This is a genomic window from Pseudomonas sp. CFBP2511, assembly GCF_030209255.1.
Taxonomy (GTDB): domain Bacteria; phylum Pseudomonadota; class Gammaproteobacteria; order Pseudomonadales; family Pseudomonadaceae; genus Aquipseudomonas; species Aquipseudomonas avellanae.
In genome coordinates, this window is record NZ_JARVSI010000009.1 from 87,316 (window position 1) to 106,694 (window position 19,379).

Consider the following 19,379-nt stretch of genomic DNA (forward strand, 5'->3'; position numbering starts at 1 on the left):
CGCGACCGTCCAAGCCCCGCACCTGTGGGGCTCCTTGGAGGGGGGAGGGCGCGTCCGCGATAGTTGATCCGCCTATCGGATCATCAGTTACCAAGCAGCGCTTGGTGGCGGCAGCATCGGGTCCTTGAAGCTGTGTATCCGCTGGCTTTCGGTAGCCTGAGACCGGCCAGCGCCATCAGGCCCGCACAAAGCCAATCACGCTCCCATCGTCATCACACCGATAAGAGCAGCACTGGCCTCAACCCGATCAGCAATGCCAAAATGGCACCCACTACCCGAATCAATGAATTCGGATTTTTTGGCACGGATGCGGACAGGCGGTGATTACGCCTGATTAAGGGATTTATGGTTTCTATCTATATGTGTGGCGAGGACAAGACCCGGCAGATCAGCGACTGGGTTATTAAAAAGAATGGCAAGGGTGAGTTCAGACTGACTTGCCACTACCCCTCTCAAAAAACCTACTCCCGCCCGCTTGGCGACTGCAAGGTCGATCCAACCCGGGAGGTCAAGGGCATGCTTCTTCTAAGAACAGGAGGGCATGTTTTAAGCCCCATCGAGAAAGCGTTGGTTTACGGCGAGAAATACGCGCTCGTTCAGTTTCCGGGGAGTCCGGATAGCTACCTGTTCCATATGGATAACATTGAGTTCGTTTCCCCGACCTCGATTACCGACGAGCCCGTATTCACTTACTTTCGCTCCGTGGCCGCAGCTCGGGTCAACAACGCGGCTGACGATGAGCAAAAAAAAGGCATTGCCGAAAACGTTGATCGCCAGATGGGCACACTCTCATTGTCCCCGGCTACGGCGCTCAATGCCTATTGCAAAGGCCAGCCTGTACAGCAGGACTCGCCGGGCAACTTCATCTTTCCTTTTGGTCTCAATGACAGTCAGCTCAAGGCGGTAGAGCAGGCTTTCAGTTCGCAGATAAGCCTCATCGAAGGACCTCCCGGGACTGGCAAGACACAGACGATTCTGAACATCATCGCCAATATCCTGTTGCAGGGGAAAACCGTAGCGGTGGTGTCCAACAACAACGCTGCGGTCAAGAATGTTTATGAAAAGCTGGGCAAGTGCGGTCTGGATTACCTGGTCGCCAGACTGGGCAATAAGGAAAACCGGGAAACGTTTTTTGCCGAGCGCTCTTTGCGACCTTCAGTAGACCCTGAATCTGAACCTGCGCCTGCAATGGAAGATATTCAGGGCGTTCTCCAGCGGCTCAGGCGTTATCTGAGTGCTCGCAATGCAGTGGCGCAGTTGCAGATCGAGATTAACGAGCTGGAGATAGAACGGCGTTATCTCGTGCAGTGGCAACAGGACAATGGAATAGTGCCTGTGCATGACAGGTATAAATTATCGCCGCAAAAGACTACTGACTTGATGGCGTATCTACCGCATATACCCAGCGACCGGATCCGGATCAAGGACCGGATTGAGTTGCTGTTCAACTTCAGGATTCTGCGCACCGGCCAGTTGAATGACCGGGGCAAGCGTATGTCAGCCTTTTACAGCTTGCAGCTCGATTACTACGACAAGGTCCTGCAAAAGAAGAAGAGGGAATTGTCTGCCCATAAGGAAGCGTTGCGCATCGGTAATTTCAATGCCTTGCTGGAAGAACTGACCTCCTCTTCGATGCGTCACCTCAAGCACCATCTGGATCTTCACATTTCGCCTAATGATGACTTCGACATAACGTACCGAAATCACCTGGATGCCTTTCTGAAGCGCTATCCGGTCATCGGCAGCAGTACGCACTCGATCGTCAATTCCTTGGGAGGCAAGGCTGTCCTTGATTACGTCATCATCGACGAGGCTTCGCAGCAGGACATTGTTCCGGGTGTGCTGGCGCTGAGTTGTGCGAAGAATCTGATTATTGTCGGCGACAGAAAACAGCTTGCGCATATTCCGGAAAAGTTGGGCCTGGAAGCCCCCGCTCCTTGGTATGACTGTGAGACGTACAGCTTGCTGGATTCATGCGTGGGTGTGTTCGGTGATTCGATTCCAATGACATTGCTCAAAGAGCACTATCGATGCCACCCCCGCATCATTCAGTTTTGCAATCAGCAGTTCTACGATAACCAGCTCGTCCCGATGACTCAGGACGCTGGCGAACAATCGTTGACGCTGCTCGTGACCGCCAAGGGCAACCATACGCGCAACAACTCCAATCTCCGTGAGCTGGACTCTTTATTGGCAGTGCTTGATGGGAGTGGTGAGAGTATCTGGGAGGGTGAGGATGGCAGAGGGTTCATTGCGCCGTTCAAGAATCAGGCAACACTTTCAGGCTCATGTCTGCCAGCTGATTTCATCAACGACACCGTGCACAAGTTCCAAGGCCGTGAATGCGACGAAATTGTCTTTTCTACCGTACTGGATAAGCATAAAAGCCCGGAGCGCCTGAGTTTTGTAGACGATGCGCGGATGGTCAATGTGGCGGTATCCAGAGCTAAAAACAGGTTCACGCTGGTGACCGGCGACGGCGTTTTCAAAGCCGGCAATGGACATATCGCGGCGCTGATCCGCTATATGGAATATTACGCAGAGGACGGGCACATCCACCGGGCGCCGGTCATTTCGGCGTTCGATCTGCTTTACAAGGAATATGATCGATCACAGGAACGTCTGAATAAAAGGCTCAGGCCAGATGACTCGCCCTTCAAGTCCGAGCAGATCGTAGCGCAGATACTTCGTGAGGCGCTGGCTCAGGAGGCTCGCCAATCGATCATGTTTCATCGCGAAGTTCTGTTGATACAGCTGGCATCGGTCGCCGATGCAAGCTTCACGGAGCGAGAGCGGGAGTTCATGAACAACGGTTCCTGCTGTGATTTCGTACTTTATTTCAAAGTAGGGAAGCGTCCGCTGGGCGTGATTGAAGTCGACGGTGGACACCACAACGACCTGGTACAGATCGAACGAGACACCGTGAAAAACAGCATTCTGGAAAAGTGCGGCATTCCTTTGCTTCGTCTGCGGACTATCGAGAGCCATATTGAAGAAAAGATCGCGGCGTTTGTGGATCAATGGACGCCACCTGTACCAGATGACGGTCGCAACGCTTCATCAGGTTGAAAATTGCCTTGGCATCACGCAGGCAATTTACGTGTAGAACAAGAGCCAGATCATCGAGTTGATCTGGCTCGATCCTGGCAGCTTGACGATCATTAAGCTGGCGCTGGGTAAACCGGTCCGAGGTTACGGTTTACGAAATGCCGAGCTCTGCGCGCACGCGGGGTGCGAAAAGCCGGAGCGGGCACCACTGCCTTGCCCGGCTTTTTTACGCCTCGACTTCAGTTCGTGGTATCGACCCTTATCTTTCCGCAAATGCAGGTGTATCGTATTCGCCCCGCGCATCTGCCTGCAGATGCCTCCCGTTTTCGTATCAGAGGTCCCGCCGTTCATGTCTTTCACCCGTCGCCAGATCCTCACAGGCATCGCCGGTCTTGCCGTAGTCGGCCTGGGCGCGGGCGGTGCTTCGCGTTACTGGATGGGGCGCCGCGAGTCTGAAGCGGGGTCGGACTTTGTGCTGATCGCTGCACCGCTGGATATAGAGCTGGTATCGGGTCACAAGACACCAGCCTGGGCATTCGGCGGTTCTGCTCCAGGCACAGAGTTGCGCGTTCGGCAGGGCGATTGGCTGCGGTTGCGCTTCATCAATCAGTTGCCCGTGGAGACGACCATTCACTGGCATGGCATTCGGCTGCCGCTGGAGATGGACGGCGTGCCGTATGTGTCGCAGTTGCCGGTCAAACCGGGCGAATACTTCGATTACAAATTCCGTGTGCCGGATGCCGGCAGCTATTGGTATCACCCGCACGTCAGCAGCAGCGAAGAGCTGGGCCGTGGGCTGGTCGGGCCGCTGATCGTCGAAGAGCGCGAGCCGACCGGTTTTGCCCATGAGCGCACGGTCAGTCTGAAAAGCTGGCATGTGGATGACGTGGGCGCATTCACCGAGTTCAGTGTGCTGCGTGAGGCAGCGCGCGAAGGCACGGCAGGGCGGTTGTCTACCTTGAACGGCGTGCCTCAGGCAGTCATCGAACTGCCTGCCGGGCAGATCACTCGTGTGCGCCTGCTCAACCTCGACAATACCGTGACCTATCGGCTCAACCTGCCGGATGCCGAGGCGCAGATTTATGCGCTGGATGGCAACCCGGTCACGCCGCGCCCGTTTGGTGACGAGTACTGGCTGGGGCCGGGCATGCGCATCTGCCTGGCGATCAAGGCTCCGCCTGCGGGTGAGGAAATCTCGTTGCGTAACGGCCCGGTGCGTCTGGGCACCTTTCGTTCGGTTGCCAACAGCGATGCGCCCGGTCAGTGGCCACCTGAGTTGCCGGCCAATCCGGTGGCCGAGCCCGATATGGCTAACGCCGAGAAGATCAATTTCAACTTCGAGTGGGTCGGCTCCATGTCGGTCAACACCGACAACGGCAAGCCGCCGAGCCTGTGGCAGATCAACGGTGAAGCCTGGGACATCACCGACAAGACCTGCGCTGATCGCCCCATCGCCAAACTGAAGCTGGGCAAGAGTTACATCTTCGAACTGAAAAACATGACCCAGTATCAGCACCCTATTCACTTGCACGGCATGAGTTTCAAGGTGATCGCGTCCAATCGGCGCAAGATCATTCCCTACTTCACCGACACCTTCCTGCTGGGCCGCAACGAACGGGCGCGCGTGGCGCTGGTGGCGGATAACCCCGGCGTGTGGATGTTTCACTGCCACGTGATCGATCACATGGAAACCGGCCTCATGGCCGCCATTGAGGTGTCGTGATGCGCCAGCCGCTAATCATCGACCGCAGCAACGATCAACACTTCATGCGTGAGGCGCTGGCGCTCGCCGCGCAAGGCGCACTGCTGGGCGAAGTGCCGGTCGGCGCAGTTGTGGTGCACAACGGCGAGATCATCGGCCGTGGCTACAATTGCCCGATCAGCGGCAGCGACCCGAGCGCGCACGCCGAAATGGTCGCCATTCGCGACGCCGCCAGGGCGCTGGGCAATTACCGGCTGCCGGGCAGTACGCTCTACGTGACGCTGGAACCGTGCAGCATGTGCGCCGGTTTGATCGTCCATTCGCGGGTGGCACGTGTAGTTTACGGGGCGCTGGAGCCCAAAGCGGGCATCGTCCAGAGCCAGGGGCAGTTTTTCAGCCAGGGCTTTCTCAATCACCGCGTACTGTTTGACGGTGGGGTGCTGGGCGAGGAGTGTGGGGCAATGCTGAGCGAGTTTTTCAGGCTGCGCCGGGCCGCCAGGGATGCAGGAAAAAGCAGGATCGACGTCTAGAGCGCGGGCTTTTCCGGGCTGGAAGCGGGTGCAACGGGTGCGGTCGGCGCAGGTGGCTGGGTCTTGTCGACGCCGGGAACGTGCAGGTTGCCATCGGCGACCTGGCTGCCTTCAAGTTGCGGCTGCGTGACCCAGGTCAGAATGTCGTAGTAGCGGCGAATGTTGGCGACAAAATGCACGGGTTCGCCGCCCCGTGCATAACCGTAACGCGTTTTGCTGTACCACTTCTTCTGCGCCAGACGCGGCAACATTTTTTTAACGTCCAGCCATTTATTAGGGTTCAGCCCCTCGTTTTCAGCCAGTTTTCGCGCATCTTCGAGATGACCGCCACCAATGTTGTAGGAAGCAAGAGCGAGCCACGTACGATCGGGCTCTTGAATCTTGTCGTCCAGCTGATCCTTTACGTAGGCAAAGTACTTGGCCCCGCCCTGAATGCTTTGCCGTGCATCGAGCCTGTTGGTCACGCCCATCGCCTGAGCAGTGTTCTGGGTCAGCATCATCAGGCCGCGTACGCCGGTTTTCGACGTGACGGCCGGTTGCCACATCGATTCCTGATAGCCGATGGCAGCCAGCAGCCTCCAGTCAACCTGTTCTTTCTTGGCCGATGTCTGGAAGTGTTTCTCGTATTTGGGCAAGCGTTCCTGCAGGTGCTGGGCAAAGGTGTAGGCGCCGACGTAGCCGAGCACGTCAACGTGACCGTAATAGCGGTCCTTGAGGCGCTGCAGCGTGCCGTTTTTCTCGACCTTGTCCAGGTAAGCGTTTATTTCGTTGAGCAGGCTGTTGTCTTCACCCGGTGCCACCGCCCAGCGCTGCTCACGGGCTTCGCCCAGGTCAAACGCCACACGCACATTGGGGAAGTACACCTGGTTCATCGCCAGTTCATTGGAGTCGACCAGCGTCAGGTCAATCTGGCCTTCGTCGACCATACGCAGGAGATCGACGACCTCGACCGCGTCCGACTCTTCATATTCGATAGCGGGGGTCTGCGCCTTGAGCGCTGCAAGCTGCTCGGCGTGCGCGCTGCCTTTGAGGACCACAATGCGTTTACCCACCAGATCGCCGGGGTCGGTGGGGCGCGACTGGCCGTTGCGGTAGACAACCTGAGGGGTGACTTCCAGGTAAGAGTGCGAGAAACGCGCCTGTTGCTTGCGCTTTGACGTCTCGATCAGGCCCGCTGCGCCGAGGACCGGACCGCCCGGTTTGTTCATCTGATCGAACAGATCGTCCAGATTGTCGGCTGTTTCGATCTTCAGTTCGACGCCCAGGTCGTCGGCGAAACGCTTGACCAGCTCGTATTCGAAGCCGGTTTCACCGTTGCGATCCTGAAAATAAGTCGCCGGGCTGTTACGGGTAATCACGCGCAGCACGCCGTCCTCCTTGACTCGCTCCAGTGTGGTGGGTTTCTCCACGCAGGCGCCGAGCATCAGGAAGAGTCCGGTTGCGATGAGCCACTTGGCACAACGTGGGCGGAAATCTGGTCTGAAGAACATCGGTGCAGTATACGCAAAGCGCACCGGGTGCCATATCTCGACAGTGAAGCTTGCGTCTGATAGGCGAGGGCGCTTTAGCGGCTTTTTCGTGTTTTTTTGAGCGGGGCGACATTTGGGCGCACGGGATGCCGCCGTTTTGGGTGATCAACGTCCCGGTTTAGGCTAGAATATGCGGCCTCAAAGCACACCCCCCTCTCGAGGCTGTCCCGAAGATGTTGATCCTGCGCGGTGCTCCTGCCCTTTCTGCCTTTCGCCACAGCAAATTGCTGGAACAACTGAAACAAAAAGTTTCAGCTGTCAGTGGTCTGTACGCCGAATTCGCCCACTTCGCTGACGTCAATGACGTGTTGACCGGCGAAGAACAGCAGGTTCTCGACCGCCTCCTGAAATACGGCCCGAGTGTGCCGGTTCAAGAGCCTGCCGGCCGTCTGTTTCTGGTGTTGCCGCGTTTTGGCACTATTTCACCCTGGTCGAGCAAGGCCAGCGACATCGCCCGCAATTGCGGCCTGACTAAAATCCAGCGTATCGAGCGCGGGATTGCCTTCTATGTAGAAGGCCAGTTCAGCGATGCAGACGCTCAGGCCATTGCTGACAGCCTGCACGACCGCATGACGCAGCTGGTATTGGGCGACCATGCGCAGGCCGCCGGTCTGTTCAGCCACGCCGAGCCCAAACCGCTGACCGCTGTGGACATCCTCGGTGGTGGCCGCGCGGCGCTGGAAAAAGCCAACGTCGAGCTGGGCCTGGCCCTGGCTGAAGATGAAATCGATTACCTGATCACCAGCTTCAACGGTCTGGGGCGCAACCCGCACGACATCGAACTGATGATGTTTGCCCAGGCCAACTCCGAGCACTGCCGGCACAAGATCTTCAACGCCAGTTGGGATATCGACGGCCAGAGCCAGGAAAAAAGCCTGTTCGGCATGATCAAGAACACCTATGAGATGCACAGCGAAGGCGTTCTGTCCGCTTACAAGGACAACGCCTCGGTGATCGTCGGCAGCGTTGCCGGCCGTTTCTTCCCGGACCCTGACACCCGCCAGTACGGCGCGGTGCAGGAGCCGGTGCATATTCTGATGAAGGTTGAAACCCACAATCACCCGACTGCCATTGCGCCGTTTCCGGGCGCAGCGACCGGCTCGGGTGGCGAGATTCGCGACGAAGGTGCAACCGGTCGCGGTGCCAAACCGAAAGCGGGTCTGACCGGTTTCACCGTGTCCAACCTGCAGATCCCCGGTTTTGTGCAGCCTTGGGAAGTGCCGTACGGCAAGCCCGAGCGCATCGTCACCGCGCTGGACATCATGATTGAAGGCCCGCTGGGTGGCGCGGCGTTCAACAACGAGTTCGGTCGCCCGGCGCTGACTGGCTACTTCCGTACCTTCGAGCAGTCCATTACCACACCGCATGGCGATGAGGTGCGTGGTTACCACAAGCCGATCATGCTGGCAGGCGGTATGGGCAATATCCGCGAAGATCACGTCCAGAAGGCCGAAATCACTGTCGGCTCCAAGCTGATCGTGCTGGGTGGCCCGGCGATGCTGATCGGTCTGGGCGGCGGTGCAGCGTCCTCGATGGCAACCGGTACCAGTTCTGCAGACCTGGATTTTGCTTCGGTTCAGCGTGAAAACCCTGAGATGGAGCGTCGTTGTCAGGAAGTGATCGACCGCTGCTGGCAGTTGGGCGGTCGTAACCCGATCAGCTTCATTCATGACGTCGGCGCTGGCGGTCTGTCCAACGCCTTCCCCGAGCTGGTCAACGATGGCGATCGCGGTGGTCGTTTCGAGCTGCGTAACGTGCCTAATGACGAGCCGGGGATGGCCCCGCTGGAAATCTGGAGCAACGAGTCCCAGGAGCGTTACGTTCTGGCGGTCGGTGTCGCAGACTACGAACGCTTCAAGGCCATCTGCGAGCGCGAGCGTTGCCCGTTTGCAGTGGTCGGCGAAGCCACTGCCGAGCCGCAACTGACCGTGACCGACAGCCACTTCGGCAACAGCCCGGTGGACATGCCGCTGGAAGTCTTGCTCGGCAAGGCGCCGCGCATGCACCGTTCGGTTGCGCGTGAAGCCGAAATCGGCGACGACTTCGACCCGAGCACACTGGATATCGAAGAAAGCGTACAGCGCGTCTTGCGTCACCCGGCCGTTGCCAGCAAAAGCTTTTTGATCACCATCGGCGACCGCAGCATCACGGGCCTGGTAGCCCGCGATCAGATGGTCGGCCCGTGGCAGGTGCCTGTGGCTGACTGCGCCGTGACCGCGACCAGCTTCGACGTCAACACCGGTGAAGCCATGGCGATGGGCGAGCGTACTCCGCTGGCCCTGCTGGATGCTCCGGCGTCCGGGCGCATGGCGATCGGCGAGACGCTGACCAACATCGCGGCTTCGCGCATTGAAAAGCTGTCTGACATCAAACTGTCGGCCAACTGGATGTCGGCGGCAGGCCATCCCGGCGAAGATGCGCGCCTTTATGACACCGTCAAAGCGGTCGGCATGGAGCTGTGTCCGGAACTGGGCATCACTATTCCGGTCGGCAAGGACTCGATGTCCATGAAAACCCGCTGGAGCGACGAAGGCACCGAGAAGAGCGTGACCTCGCCGCTGTCGCTGATCGTGACCGGCTTTGCGCCAGTGGTCGATATCCGCAAGACCCTGACCCCCGAGCTGCGCATGGACAAGGGCATCACTGACCTGATCCTGATCGACCTGGGTCGTGGCCAGAACCGCATGGGCGCGTCGATCCTCGCCCAGACCCACGGCAAACTGGGGCGTGTGGCACCGGACGTCGATGACGCTGAAGACCTCAAAGCCTTCTTTGCCGTGATTCAGGGCCTCAATTCAGATGGCCATATCCTCTCCTATCACGACCGTTCCGACGGTGGTCTGCTGGTCAGCACGCTGGAAATGGCCTTTGCCGGTCACTGCGGCCTGAACCTGCACCTCGACGGTCTGGCCGACAATGTTTCCGAGCTGAGCGCCATCCTGTTCAACGAAGAGCTGGGTGCGGTCATTCAGGTGCGTCAGGACGCTACGCCGCTGGTCTTGGCGCAGTTCAGCGCTGCCGGGCTGGAAGATTGCGTCGCTGTCATCGGTCAGCCGATCAACAATGACGAAGTGTCGATCAGCTTCCTTGGCGAGCCGGTATTCAGTGGTCAGCGCCGTCTGCTGCAACGCCAGTGGGCCGAGACCAGCTACCAGATCCAGCGTCTGCGTGATAACGCCGAGTGCGCTGATCAGGAATTCGACGCACTGCTGGAAGAAGACAATCCAGGCCTGACCGTCAAGCTGGGCTTCGACGTCAACGAAGACATCGCCGCACCGTACATCAAGACGGGCGTGCGCCCTCAGGTCGCCGTTCTGCGTGAGCAGGGTGTCAATGGTCAGGTCGAAATGGCCGCAGCCTTTGATCGCGCCGGTTTCAACGCGATTGACGTGCACATGAGCGACATTCTGGCCGGTCGTGTCGATCTGAACGACTTCAAGGGCATGGTTGCCTGTGGCGGTTTCTCTTATGGCGACGTGCTGGGTGCCGGTGAGGGTTGGGCCAAGTCGGCACTGTTCAACAGCCGTGCCCGCGATGCGTTCCAGGGCTTCTTCGAGCGTTCCGACAGCTTCACGCTGGGTGTGTGCAACGGTTGCCAGATGCTTTCCAACCTGCACGAACTGATTCCGGGCAGCGAGTTCTGGCCGCACTTTGTGCGTAACCGCTCCGAGCAGTTCGAAGCGCGTGTGGCAATGGTTCAGGTTCAGGAGTCGGCGTCGATCTTCCTGCAGGGCATGGCCGGCTCGCGCATGCCGATCGCCATCGCTCACGGCGAAGGGCATGCGGAATTCCGCAACGACGATGCACTGCTTGAAGCGGACGTGTCCGGTACTGTGGCGCTGCGTTTCGTGGATAACCACGGCAAGGTCACTGAAAGCTACCCGGCCAACCCGAACGGCTCGCCGCGCGGTATCGGCGGCATGACCACCCTCGACGGTCGCGTGACCATCATGATGCCGCACCCGGAGCGCGTATTCCGCGCGGTGCAGAACTCATGGCGTCCTGAGGACTGGAACGAAGACGCTGCCTGGATGCGTATGTTCCGCAATGCGCGGGCCTGGGTTAACTAAGGCGCATGTACAAACTTGCCTTCTTTGTTCCACCAAGCCATGTGGACAAGGTCAAGAACGCCGTATTCGCTGCTGGGGCAGGGCGAATCGGCGCTTACGATCAATGCTCGTGGCAAGTGCTCGGCCAAGGTCAGTTCCGCCCGCTGAATGGCAGTCAGCCATTTATCGGGCAGGGCGGAGTGGTCGAGTCGGTGAAGGAGTGGAAGGTCGAGTTGGTCGTGGCGGATGATCTGATTCAGCAAGCGGTGCTGGCGCTCAAGCAGAGCCATCCCTACGAAACGCCTGCTTACGAAGTATGGCGGCTGGAAGATTTCTGACGGGCTGTACTGGCCTCTTCGCGAGCAAGCGAAGCGTCGCCCGGCTCGCTCCCACGGTGTACAACTATCGTGCGACGCCCCGCGTCGGCATGCCGTTCTGGACGCTCTGCGTCCGATCCTGACTGCTAGCTGCAATGATCAAGGCCGAATCTCGATCATCGTCCCGTCTTTCACCAGATCCCAGATTTCCCGCATGTCGTTGTTCTTCAGCGCGATGCAGCCGTTGGTCCAGTCCAGGGTATGGAAATACCATTCCGGGTACTCCTCATCCACCGGCGTGCCATGAATCATGATCATGCTGCCCGGTTTCACGCCTTCGCGACGAGCACGTGCCGAGTCTGAGATGTTCGGGTAGGAAATGTGCATCGACAGGTTGTAGTTATTGCTGGGCTTGCGCCAGTCGAGCCAGTAAAAGCCTTCCGGCGTGCGCTGGTCGCCTTCCTGCAACTTGGTGCCCGTAGGGTTTTTACCCAGCGAGACGCGATACGTCTTCAGGGCTTCGCCGCCGCTGATCAATTGCAACTGACGCGCAGATTTGAGCACCAGCACCTTGTCTATCTTCTTGCTGGCAATACTTTCGGTGTTGATGACTTTATTATTGATGATCTTCTGTTCGCTGCCCTTGGGCACGATGGTCTGAGTAAACGCCGCCTGCGAAAGCGGAATGAACGACACACAGAAGAGGGCGAGCAACCAGCGCATTACGATATCCCTGAAAGTACTTTTCGATAAAAAGCGCCGATGGTGTTTGCGAACCCGTTTCAAGTGTCCAGCAGTGGGCGTGACGGAGGAAGGGCGCTGGTATGAACCGGGTAGACCTGCCGATGCCGATCCGCGAAGAAGTATTCTAGGGTACGCCCGACCGTCATGAAAGCCAGGTCTGCCCACGGAATGTCGGCTTCGTCGAATAACTGCACTTCGAGGCTCTCGATACCTGCGGCGAACGCTTCGGTGGCCATTTCTGCCCGATAAAACACATGCACCTGATTGATGTGCGGCACGTCGATCAGCGTGTACAGGTGCAGATCAGTCAGCGTGGCGCAGGCTTCTTCCTGGGTTTCGCGGCGCGCGGCCTGTTCGATGGTTTCGCCGTTTTCCATGAAGCCGGCCGGCAACGTCCAGAAACCCAGGCGTGGTTCGATGGCCCGGCGGCACAGCAGAACCTTGTCGCCCAGCGTCACCAGGCAGCCCGCAACAATATTGGGGTTCTGATAATGAATGGTCTGGCAATGCTCGCAGACGTACCGCAGACGGCTGTCGCCTTCGGGGATACGCTGGATGACGGTGTTGCCACACTGGCTGCAAAATTTCATGGGGTCAGTCGGTAGTGAACGCAGTCGCTATCTTGGCCTGTCGTGCAGCAGGTCGGCAACCTTTCGTAGCTGATGAGTTGTTCTGCAAGGGGTTGGGCGCGCCGCCGCTTTGGTGCATGATGCCAGACAGGCAACAGATCGAGATTTCCCATGCTGGATGAGCTACTTCGCCGTGTAGTCAGTCATACGCCAGAAACCTTGGACTCGGATCGACAATTCCCCGAGGCCGCTGTTCTGGTGCCTGTCACCCGCAGTGAGCAGCCCGAGCTGATCCTGACCTTGCGTGCCAGTGGCTTGTCGACTCACGGGGGCGAAGTTGCTTTTCCGGGCGGTCGTCGCGATCCGGGTGATCCCGATCTGATCTTCACGGCCCTGCGCGAAGCCGAGGAAGAGATCGGTCTGCCTCCGGGGCTGGTTGAAGTCATCGGACCGCTTAGCCCGCTGATCTCCAAACACGGCATCAAGGTCACGCCTTATGTGGGGGTTATCCCCGACTTTGTCGAGTACCGGCCCAATGACGGCGAGATCGCGGCGGTGTTCAGTGTGCCGCTGGAGTTCTTTCGTCAGGACACCCGCGAACACACTCACCGTATCGATTACGAAGGTCGCAGCTGGTACGTGCCCAGTTATCGATACGGCGAATACAAGATCTGGGGGCTGACCGCGATCATGATCGTCGAGCTGGTCAACGTACTGTACGACACCAGGATCAGCCTGCACCATCCGCCCGAGCGCTCGACCAACTGATTCAAGTGGCGTACATAACAATTCGCACCTACGAGTACGCTCGGCCCGAGGAGGCTGCATGAAATTTCGCCTGGGAGATTCCAGTGTCCAGACCGATCCGCAGAGCTGGGTTGCGCCCAGCGCGGTGCTCATTGGCAATGTGAAGCTTGAGGCTGGCGCCAGTGTCTGGTTCAACGCAGTGCTGCGCGGCGATAACGAACTGATTCACATCGGTGAAAACAGCAACGTGCAGGATGGCACAGTTATGCACACTGACATGGGCTCGCCGCTTGCGATCGGCAAGGGCGTGACCATTGGTCATAACGCCATGCTGCATGGGTGCAGCGTTGACGATTACAGCCTGATCGGCATCAATGCGGTGATTCTAAACGGGGCAAGAATCGGAAAATACTGCATCATCGGCGCCAATTCGCTGATCGGTGAAGGCAAAGTCATCCCCGATGGCTCGCTGGTCATGGGGTCGCCGGGTAAAGTGGTGCGCGAGCTCACCGACGTGCAGAAGAAAATGCTGGAAGCCAGCGCCGCCCATTACGTACACAACGCCCGGCGTTACGCCCGTGACCTGGCCGTGCAGGAAGATTGATGAGTACTGATGCCCCGATTGAGAAACCAGTCCGTTCTCCCTGCGTCAGCATCTGCGCGCTGGATGAACAGGATATCTGCACCGGGTGCCAACGCACCGTGAGCGAAATCACCCAATGGAGCCGAATGAGCAACGACGAGCGCCGAGTGGTGCTGGGCCTGTGCGACGAGCGCGCACGGGCCAGCGGATTGATGTGGACGGTGGGCGGGTCACGCTGACGTTCACGTGGCCACGTGGGAGCGAACGTGTTTGCGAAGAGGACGCAGAGCGTCCTGAACGGCATGTCGACGCGGAGCGTCGCACGATAGTGGTCGTGGCTGAGATTCTCGTTCCCTACGCTCCAGCGTGGGAATGCAGTTCTCGACGCTCTGCGTCGCAAAGAGGACGCTGAGCATCCTGAACGGCATGCCGACGCGGAGCGTCGCACGATAGTGGTCGTAGCTGAGATTCTCGTTCCCTACGCTCCAGCGTGGGAATGCAGTTCTCGACGCTCTGCGTCACAAAGAGGACGCTGAGCATCCTGAACGGCATGCCGACGCGGAGCGTCGCACGATAGTGGTCGTGGTTGAGATTCTCGTTCCCTACGCTCCAGCGTGGGAATGCAGTTCTCGACGCTCTGCGTCGCAAAGAGGACGCTGAGCATCCTGAACGGCATGTCGACGCGGAGCGTCGCACGATAGTGGTCGTGGCTGAGATTATCGTTCCCTACGCTCCAGCGTGGGAATGCAGTTCTCGACGCTCTGCGTCGCAAAGAGTACGCAGAGCGTCCTGAACGGCATGCCGACGCGGAGCGTCGCACGATAGTGTTCGTGGTTGAGATTATCGTTCCCTACGCTCCAGCGTGGGAATGCAGTTCTCGACGCTCTGCGTCGCAAAGAGGACGCTGAGCATCCTGAACGGCATGCCGACGCGGAGCGTCGCACGATAGTTGAGTTATCATTGCCATCCGTTTCTCCAGGCGTGTAACCCGTCATGTTTTTCCTGCTCGTCTACATCAGCAGTGTCGTGCTGATCAACTTCGCCTTTTCCAGTGCGCCGCATCTGGACGTCATCTGGTCTGCCTGGGGCGGGTTGGTGTTTGTGTTGCGCGACATGGTGCAGATTCGCTTCGGTCATGGCGCGATCCTCGCCATGCTGGCGGCGCTGGTGCTGTCTTATGTCACCAGCGATCCCTCCATTGCCCTGGCCAGCGCCACGGCGTTTGCCGTATCCGAGTGCATCGACTGGCTGGTCTTCAGCATCACCAAGCGTCCGCTGCGTGATCGCTTGTGGATCAGCTCGGCGCTGAGCATCCCGCTGGATACTTTTATCTTCTTCGGCATGATCGACGCCCTGACAGCGCCTGTCGTCGTGACCGCGCTGGCCTCGAAGTTCGCCGGTGTGAGCATTGTGTGGATGATCATGGCCTGGCGTGCGCGCAACAACGCTTGTCCGGGTTAGGCCCCCGTTTGGCGGGGCTTCGTGGTAAATTGCGCGCCTTTCTTCACAGCGGTTGCCCGCATAAAGCAGGCAGCTCTCGATATCTGTTTCACGAGGACTTGAGATGACCCGAATCGGAACTCCACTGTCGCCTACCGCGACTCGCGTACTGTTCTGCGGCAGCGGCGAACTGGGCAAGGAAGTCGTGATCGAATTGCAGCGCCTGGGCGTTGAAGTGATCGCTGTTGACCGTTACGAGAACGCGCCGGCGATGCAGGTCGCTCATCGCAGTCATGTGATCAACATGCTTGACGGTGCTGCCTTGCGCGCTGTCATCGAGCTTGAAAAACCGCACTTTATCGTCCCTGAAATCGAAGCCATCGCCACCGCTACGCTGGTGGAGCTTGAGGCCGAAGGCTTCACGGTAATTCCGACCGCGCGTGCGGCACAGCTGACCATGAACCGTGAAGGTATTCGCCGTCTGGCCGCTGAAGAGTTGAAGCTGCCGACCTCGCCTTACCACTTTGCCGACACCTTCGAGGCGTACAGCAAGGCCGTCGAAGACCTCGGTTTCCCATGCGTGGTCAAGCCGGTCATGAGTTCTTCGGGCAAGGGGCAGAGCCTGCTCAAGAGCGTTGATGACGTACAGAAAGCCTGGGATTACGCGCAGGAAGGCGGTCGTGCCGGCAAGGGCCGCGTGATCATTGAAGGCTTTATCGACTTCGATTACGAAATCACCCTGCTGACCGTGCGCCACATCGGCGGCACCACCTTCTGCGCGCCGGTGGGGCATCGTCAGGAGAAGGGCGACTATCAGGAATCCTGGCAGCCACAGGCCATGAGCCCGGCCGCACTGGCCGAGTCCGAGCGCGTCGCCAAGGCGGTGACCGAGTCCTTGGGCGGTCGTGGCATGTTCGGCGTCGAGCTGTTCATCAAAGGCGATCAGGTGTGGTTCAGCGAAGTCTCGCCACGCCCGCATGACACTGGCCTGGTGACCCTGATTTCTCAGGACCTGTCGCAGTTTGCCCTGCACGCTCGCGCGATTCTGGGCCTGCCGATCCCGCTGATTCGCCAGTTCGGGCCATCGGCCTCTGCGGTGATTCTGGTCGAGGGTCAGTCCACGCAGACCGCTTTCGCCAACCTTGGCGCTGCTCTGGCAGAGCCCGACACCGCCTTGCGTCTGTTCGGCAAGCCGGAGGTCAACGGTCAGCGCCGCATGGGCGTAGCCCTGGCACGAGACGAGTCCATCGAAGCGGCTCGGGCCAAGGCGACCCGGGCATCCAGTGCGGTAGTCGTCGAGTTGTAGGTTGGTAGCTGCAAGCCTCAAGCTACAAGAAAGAGCACCACGCTTTTTCTTGAGGCTTGAGGCTTGAGGCTTGAGGCTTGAGGCTTGAGGCTTGCAGCTTGCAGCTTGCAGCTTGCAGCTCAAAGCTCCCTATCTCTCGTCTCCTTCAAGCTCAGCACCGCCAGCACGCTGATCAGCGCCGCGGCAGACACATACCCGCCAACCCAGCTCAAGCCGCCCATCGCCACCAGTTTCTGGGCGAAGAAGGGGGCGACCGATGCGCCCACGATTCCGCCCAGGTTGTAGGCCGCCGATGCGCCTGTGTAGCGCACGTGCGTCGGGAATAGTTCCGGTAGCAGGGCGCCCATCGGAGCGAAAGTCACTCCCATCAAGAACAGTTCGATGCACAGAAACAGCGCCACGGCCCAGGTACTGCCATGTGTCAACAGCGGTTCCATGGTGAAACCCGAGAGGATCGCCAGCACGCCGCCGACAATCAGCACCGGCTTGCGCCCGAATCGGTCACTCGCCAGCGCAGCCAATGGCGTTGCTGCCGCCATGAACAGCACCGCGAAGCACAGCAGCCCGAGGAATATCTCGCGGGTATAGCCCAGCGTAGACACGCCGTAGCTCAGCGAAAACACGGTCGAGATATAAAACAGCGCGTAGCAGACCACCATCGACGCTGCGCCGAGCAACATGGGCTTCCAGTGCTGGCTGACCGTTTCAACTATCGGCAGACTGACGCGCTGGTGACGTGCCATCGCTTTGGCGAACACGGGTGTTTCTTCCAGTTTCAGGCGCACGTAGAGCCCGACCATGACCAGCACGGCGCTGAGCAGAAACGGAATTCGCCAGCCCCACGAACGGAACTGTTCGTCGTCCAGGGTCATTGCCAGCGCCAGAAACAGGCCATTGGCCGCCAGAAAGCCGATCGATGGCCCTAGTTGCGGAAACATGCCGAACCACGCGCGCTGGCCTTTGGGGGCATTTTCAGTCGCCAGCAAGGCCGCCCCGCCCCATTCCCCGCCCAGACCAAGCCCTTGGCCGAAGCGCAGCACGCACAACAGAATCGGTGCCCATGCGCCGATGGTTGCGTAGCCAGGCAGTACGCCGATCAGCGTGGTGCAGACCCCCATCAGCAGTAGCGATGCAACCAGCGTCGACTTGCGGCCGATCCGGTCGCCGAAGTGACCAAACAGTGCCGAGCCCAGTGGACGTGCGAGAAAGGCGATACCGAATGTCAGAAATGACGACAGCATTTGTGCCGTGCCTGAGGTCTGCGGGAAAAACACCGGACCGATCACCAGTGCGGCGGCGGTGGCGTAGACATAGAAGTCGTAGAACTCGATGGCGGTGCCGATGAAGCTGGCAGTGGCGACGCGGGTCGCCGAGTTCACCGGTTGTGCGGGTGCGTCGTTATCTTCGCGAGAGAGCGGGGTGCTGGTCATGCGGATTCCCTGGCTTTCGTCTCACCGGTCGGCCGGTGCCGGGCTCCGGCAAGTGTTCATTATTGTGATTGTGGGTGCAGCATCGAGCAGAGTAACCCGAATGGGCCGGGAGGTAATCGGGGCCAGGAATCTATTTGAAAGTGCGTACGAGCGTGTTCTGCCACATAGCCACACGCTTTACGCGATTGTCTTCGGTTTCGAGAATTTCCAGCCGGTAAGGCCCGATTTTCAGGCAGACCGGCGCCTGCGGGATGGTTTCCAGTGCTTCGGTCACCAGCCCGTTAAGGGTTTTCGGGCCATCGCACGGCAGGTGCCAGCCAAGGCTTTTATTCAGTTCGCGAATGGACGCAGCACCTTCCACTTCAAGGCGTCCGTCTTCCTGAGGCTTGACATGCGGGTTGTCGAGCTTCTGCTCGCTTTCGAATTCGCCGACGATTTCTTCGAGGATGTCTTCAAGGGTCACAATGCCCAGCACTTCGCCATATTCATCCACTACAACACCCAAACGACGCTGCTGTTTATGAAAGTTCAGCAGTTGCAGCTGCAGCGGGGTGCTCTCCGGGACGAAATACGGCTCGTAGCAGACGGCCAGCAGCTGTTCTTTGGTCAAGGTGCCCTTGGGCAGCAGGTGGCTGATGTCTCGGGTATTGATGACGCCCTGCACCTGATTGATGTCGTTGTGGTAAACCGGCAGCCGGGTGTGGCGAGAGATGATCAGGCGTTCGATGATCAGCTCGATCGAATCGTCGAGGTTGACGCCGTCCACCTCATTGCGGGGGATCAGAATGTCATTGACGGTGATGCTGTCCAGCGCGCGGATGCCCGACAGCACGTTGATGCGCGGGTGATGCTCCTGAACGATGCTGCGCGGCTGTGCTGTGTGCGAATCGTCATCGAAGGCCTGTTCCTGCGGCTGAACGTGGCGTGACAGAAACGGGCGCAGCAGCGCTTTGGCGAGCGCGTTGAAGATGTATGCCAGCGGCCAGACGAGCTTCATCGGGATGCGCAGTACGCCGTTGCCCAGCATCAGCGTCGAGACCGGATAGCGATTCGCCAGGCGTCTAGGTATGTATTCGGCGAACACCAGTATGACGCCAACTGTGCCAAGCCATGCCACGGTCGCGCCGTTGTACAGCCAGTAACTGACGGCAATGAGCGTGGCGATGACAGTGATCAGCACTTTGATCAGTGTGTTGACCAGGATCAGGCTGTTCAGGTTGAACGCAAGTTCAGCAAGCGTCGCTGCCTTGTCCGGGCGGTTGGCAGCGCGCAGTGCCTTGAGCTGATGGTGCGCAGCTTCCACTGCTGTCAGCAGGCCGGCCCAGAGCGTCAGAAGGGCGAGAACGCCGAGCAGTGGGCCAAGGGGCAGATTATCCATGATCATA

Annotated in this window: 15 protein-coding genes; 10 read left to right on the top strand and 5 right to left on the bottom strand. The window is 59.0% G+C overall.

The window, feature by feature from the left end; genetic code table 11:
- Positions 1-345: 345 nt before the first annotated feature.
- From QRN38_RS08015 to tadA, 3 genes are all read left to right on the top strand, one after another.
- Positions 346-3,069 carry a DEAD/DEAH box helicase gene (locus tag QRN38_RS08015; protein WP_057419112.1) on the top strand — a complete coding sequence of 908 codons (2,724 nt, stop codon included), beginning with the start codon at positions 346-348 and terminating at the stop codon, positions 3,067-3,069.
- Positions 3,070-3,397: 328 nt separating this feature from the next.
- Entirely contained in the window at positions 3,398-4,771 is a 1,374-nt protein-coding gene (locus QRN38_RS08020; RefSeq protein WP_057419122.1) for a multicopper oxidase family protein, read from the top strand.
- Complete coding sequence (gene tadA / locus QRN38_RS08025; protein WP_057419113.1) at positions 4,771-5,280, top strand: tRNA adenosine(34) deaminase TadA; 510 nt, start codon at positions 4,771-4,773, stop codon at positions 5,278-5,280. Before QRN38_RS08020 ends, tadA begins: the two co-directional genes overlap by 1 nt.
- Here the strand turns inward: tadA and mltF are convergent.
- Complete coding sequence (mltF, locus tag QRN38_RS08030) at positions 5,277-6,770, bottom strand: membrane-bound lytic murein transglycosylase MltF (RefSeq protein ID WP_007247478.1); 1,494 nt, start codon at positions 6,768-6,770, stop codon at positions 5,277-5,279. The genes tadA and mltF overlap by 4 nt on opposite strands.
- Before the next feature lie 212 nt (positions 6,771-6,982).
- Between mltF and purL the strand changes: the two genes are divergently transcribed.
- Both purL and QRN38_RS08040 read left to right on the top strand, forming a co-directional pair.
- The gene (purL, locus tag QRN38_RS08035) at positions 6,983-10,879 is read left to right on the top strand and encodes a phosphoribosylformylglycinamidine synthase (RefSeq protein ID WP_057419114.1); all 3,897 of its coding nucleotides are present in this window, start codon (positions 6,983-6,985) and stop codon (positions 10,877-10,879) included.
- A 5-nt stretch (positions 10,880-10,884) separates the two neighbouring features.
- The gene (locus QRN38_RS08040; protein ID WP_057419115.1) at positions 10,885-11,196 is read left to right on the top strand and encodes a YqfO family protein; all 312 of its coding nucleotides are present in this window, start codon (positions 10,885-10,887) and stop codon (positions 11,194-11,196) included.
- A 138-nt stretch (positions 11,197-11,334) separates the two neighbouring features.
- On the opposite strand, the gene QRN38_RS08045 is transcribed toward QRN38_RS08040, so the two are convergent.
- Both QRN38_RS08045 and QRN38_RS08050 read right to left on the bottom strand, forming a co-directional pair.
- Positions 11,335-11,898 carry a L,D-transpeptidase family protein gene (locus QRN38_RS08045; protein ID WP_007247474.1) on the bottom strand — a complete coding sequence of 188 codons (564 nt, stop codon included), beginning with the start codon at positions 11,896-11,898 and terminating at the stop codon, positions 11,335-11,337.
- 59 nt (positions 11,899-11,957) lie between these two features.
- The gene (locus QRN38_RS08050) at positions 11,958-12,509 is read right to left on the bottom strand and encodes an NUDIX hydrolase (protein ID WP_024666923.1); all 552 of its coding nucleotides are present in this window, start codon (positions 12,507-12,509) and stop codon (positions 11,958-11,960) included.
- Positions 12,510-12,659: 150 nt separating this feature from the next.
- Between QRN38_RS08050 and QRN38_RS08055 the strand changes: the two genes are divergently transcribed.
- The 5 genes from QRN38_RS08055 to purT all read left to right on the top strand — a co-directional run bounded on the left by QRN38_RS08055 (position 12,660) and on the right by purT (position 16,564).
- Entirely contained in the window at positions 12,660-13,256 is a 597-nt protein-coding gene (locus tag QRN38_RS08055; RefSeq protein WP_007247472.1) for a CoA pyrophosphatase, read from the top strand.
- A 58-nt stretch (positions 13,257-13,314) separates the two neighbouring features.
- On the top strand, positions 13,315-13,839 hold the full coding sequence (locus QRN38_RS08060; RefSeq protein WP_005615845.1) for a gamma carbonic anhydrase family protein: 525 nt from the start codon (positions 13,315-13,317) through the stop codon (positions 13,837-13,839).
- A complete protein-coding gene (locus QRN38_RS08065; protein ID WP_005771683.1) occupies positions 13,839-14,057 on the top strand; it encodes a DUF1289 domain-containing protein in 219 nt (72 codons plus the stop codon). The genes QRN38_RS08060 and QRN38_RS08065 overlap by 1 nt, the downstream gene beginning before the upstream one ends.
- Before the next feature lie 754 nt (positions 14,058-14,811).
- The gene (locus tag QRN38_RS08070; RefSeq protein ID WP_005765859.1) at positions 14,812-15,279 is read left to right on the top strand and encodes a preQ0 transporter; all 468 of its coding nucleotides are present in this window, start codon (positions 14,812-14,814) and stop codon (positions 15,277-15,279) included.
- Positions 15,280-15,382: 103 nt separating this feature from the next.
- Complete coding sequence (gene purT / locus QRN38_RS08075; RefSeq protein WP_007245367.1) at positions 15,383-16,564, top strand: formate-dependent phosphoribosylglycinamide formyltransferase; 1,182 nt, start codon at positions 15,383-15,385, stop codon at positions 16,562-16,564.
- A gap of 119 nt (positions 16,565-16,683) precedes the next feature.
- Here purT and QRN38_RS08080 read toward each other — a convergent pair whose 3' ends face one another.
- Together QRN38_RS08080 and QRN38_RS08085 are read right to left on the bottom strand one after the other, a co-directional pair.
- Positions 16,684-17,994 carry an MFS transporter gene (locus QRN38_RS08080; protein ID WP_122223253.1) on the bottom strand — a complete coding sequence of 437 codons (1,311 nt, stop codon included), beginning with the start codon at positions 17,992-17,994 and terminating at the stop codon, positions 16,684-16,686.
- Between the two features lie 130 nt (positions 17,995-18,124).
- A complete protein-coding gene (locus QRN38_RS08085) occupies positions 18,125-19,372 on the bottom strand; it encodes a CNNM domain-containing protein (RefSeq protein WP_007245369.1) in 1,248 nt (415 codons plus the stop codon).
- Positions 19,373-19,379 lie beyond the last annotated feature (7 nt).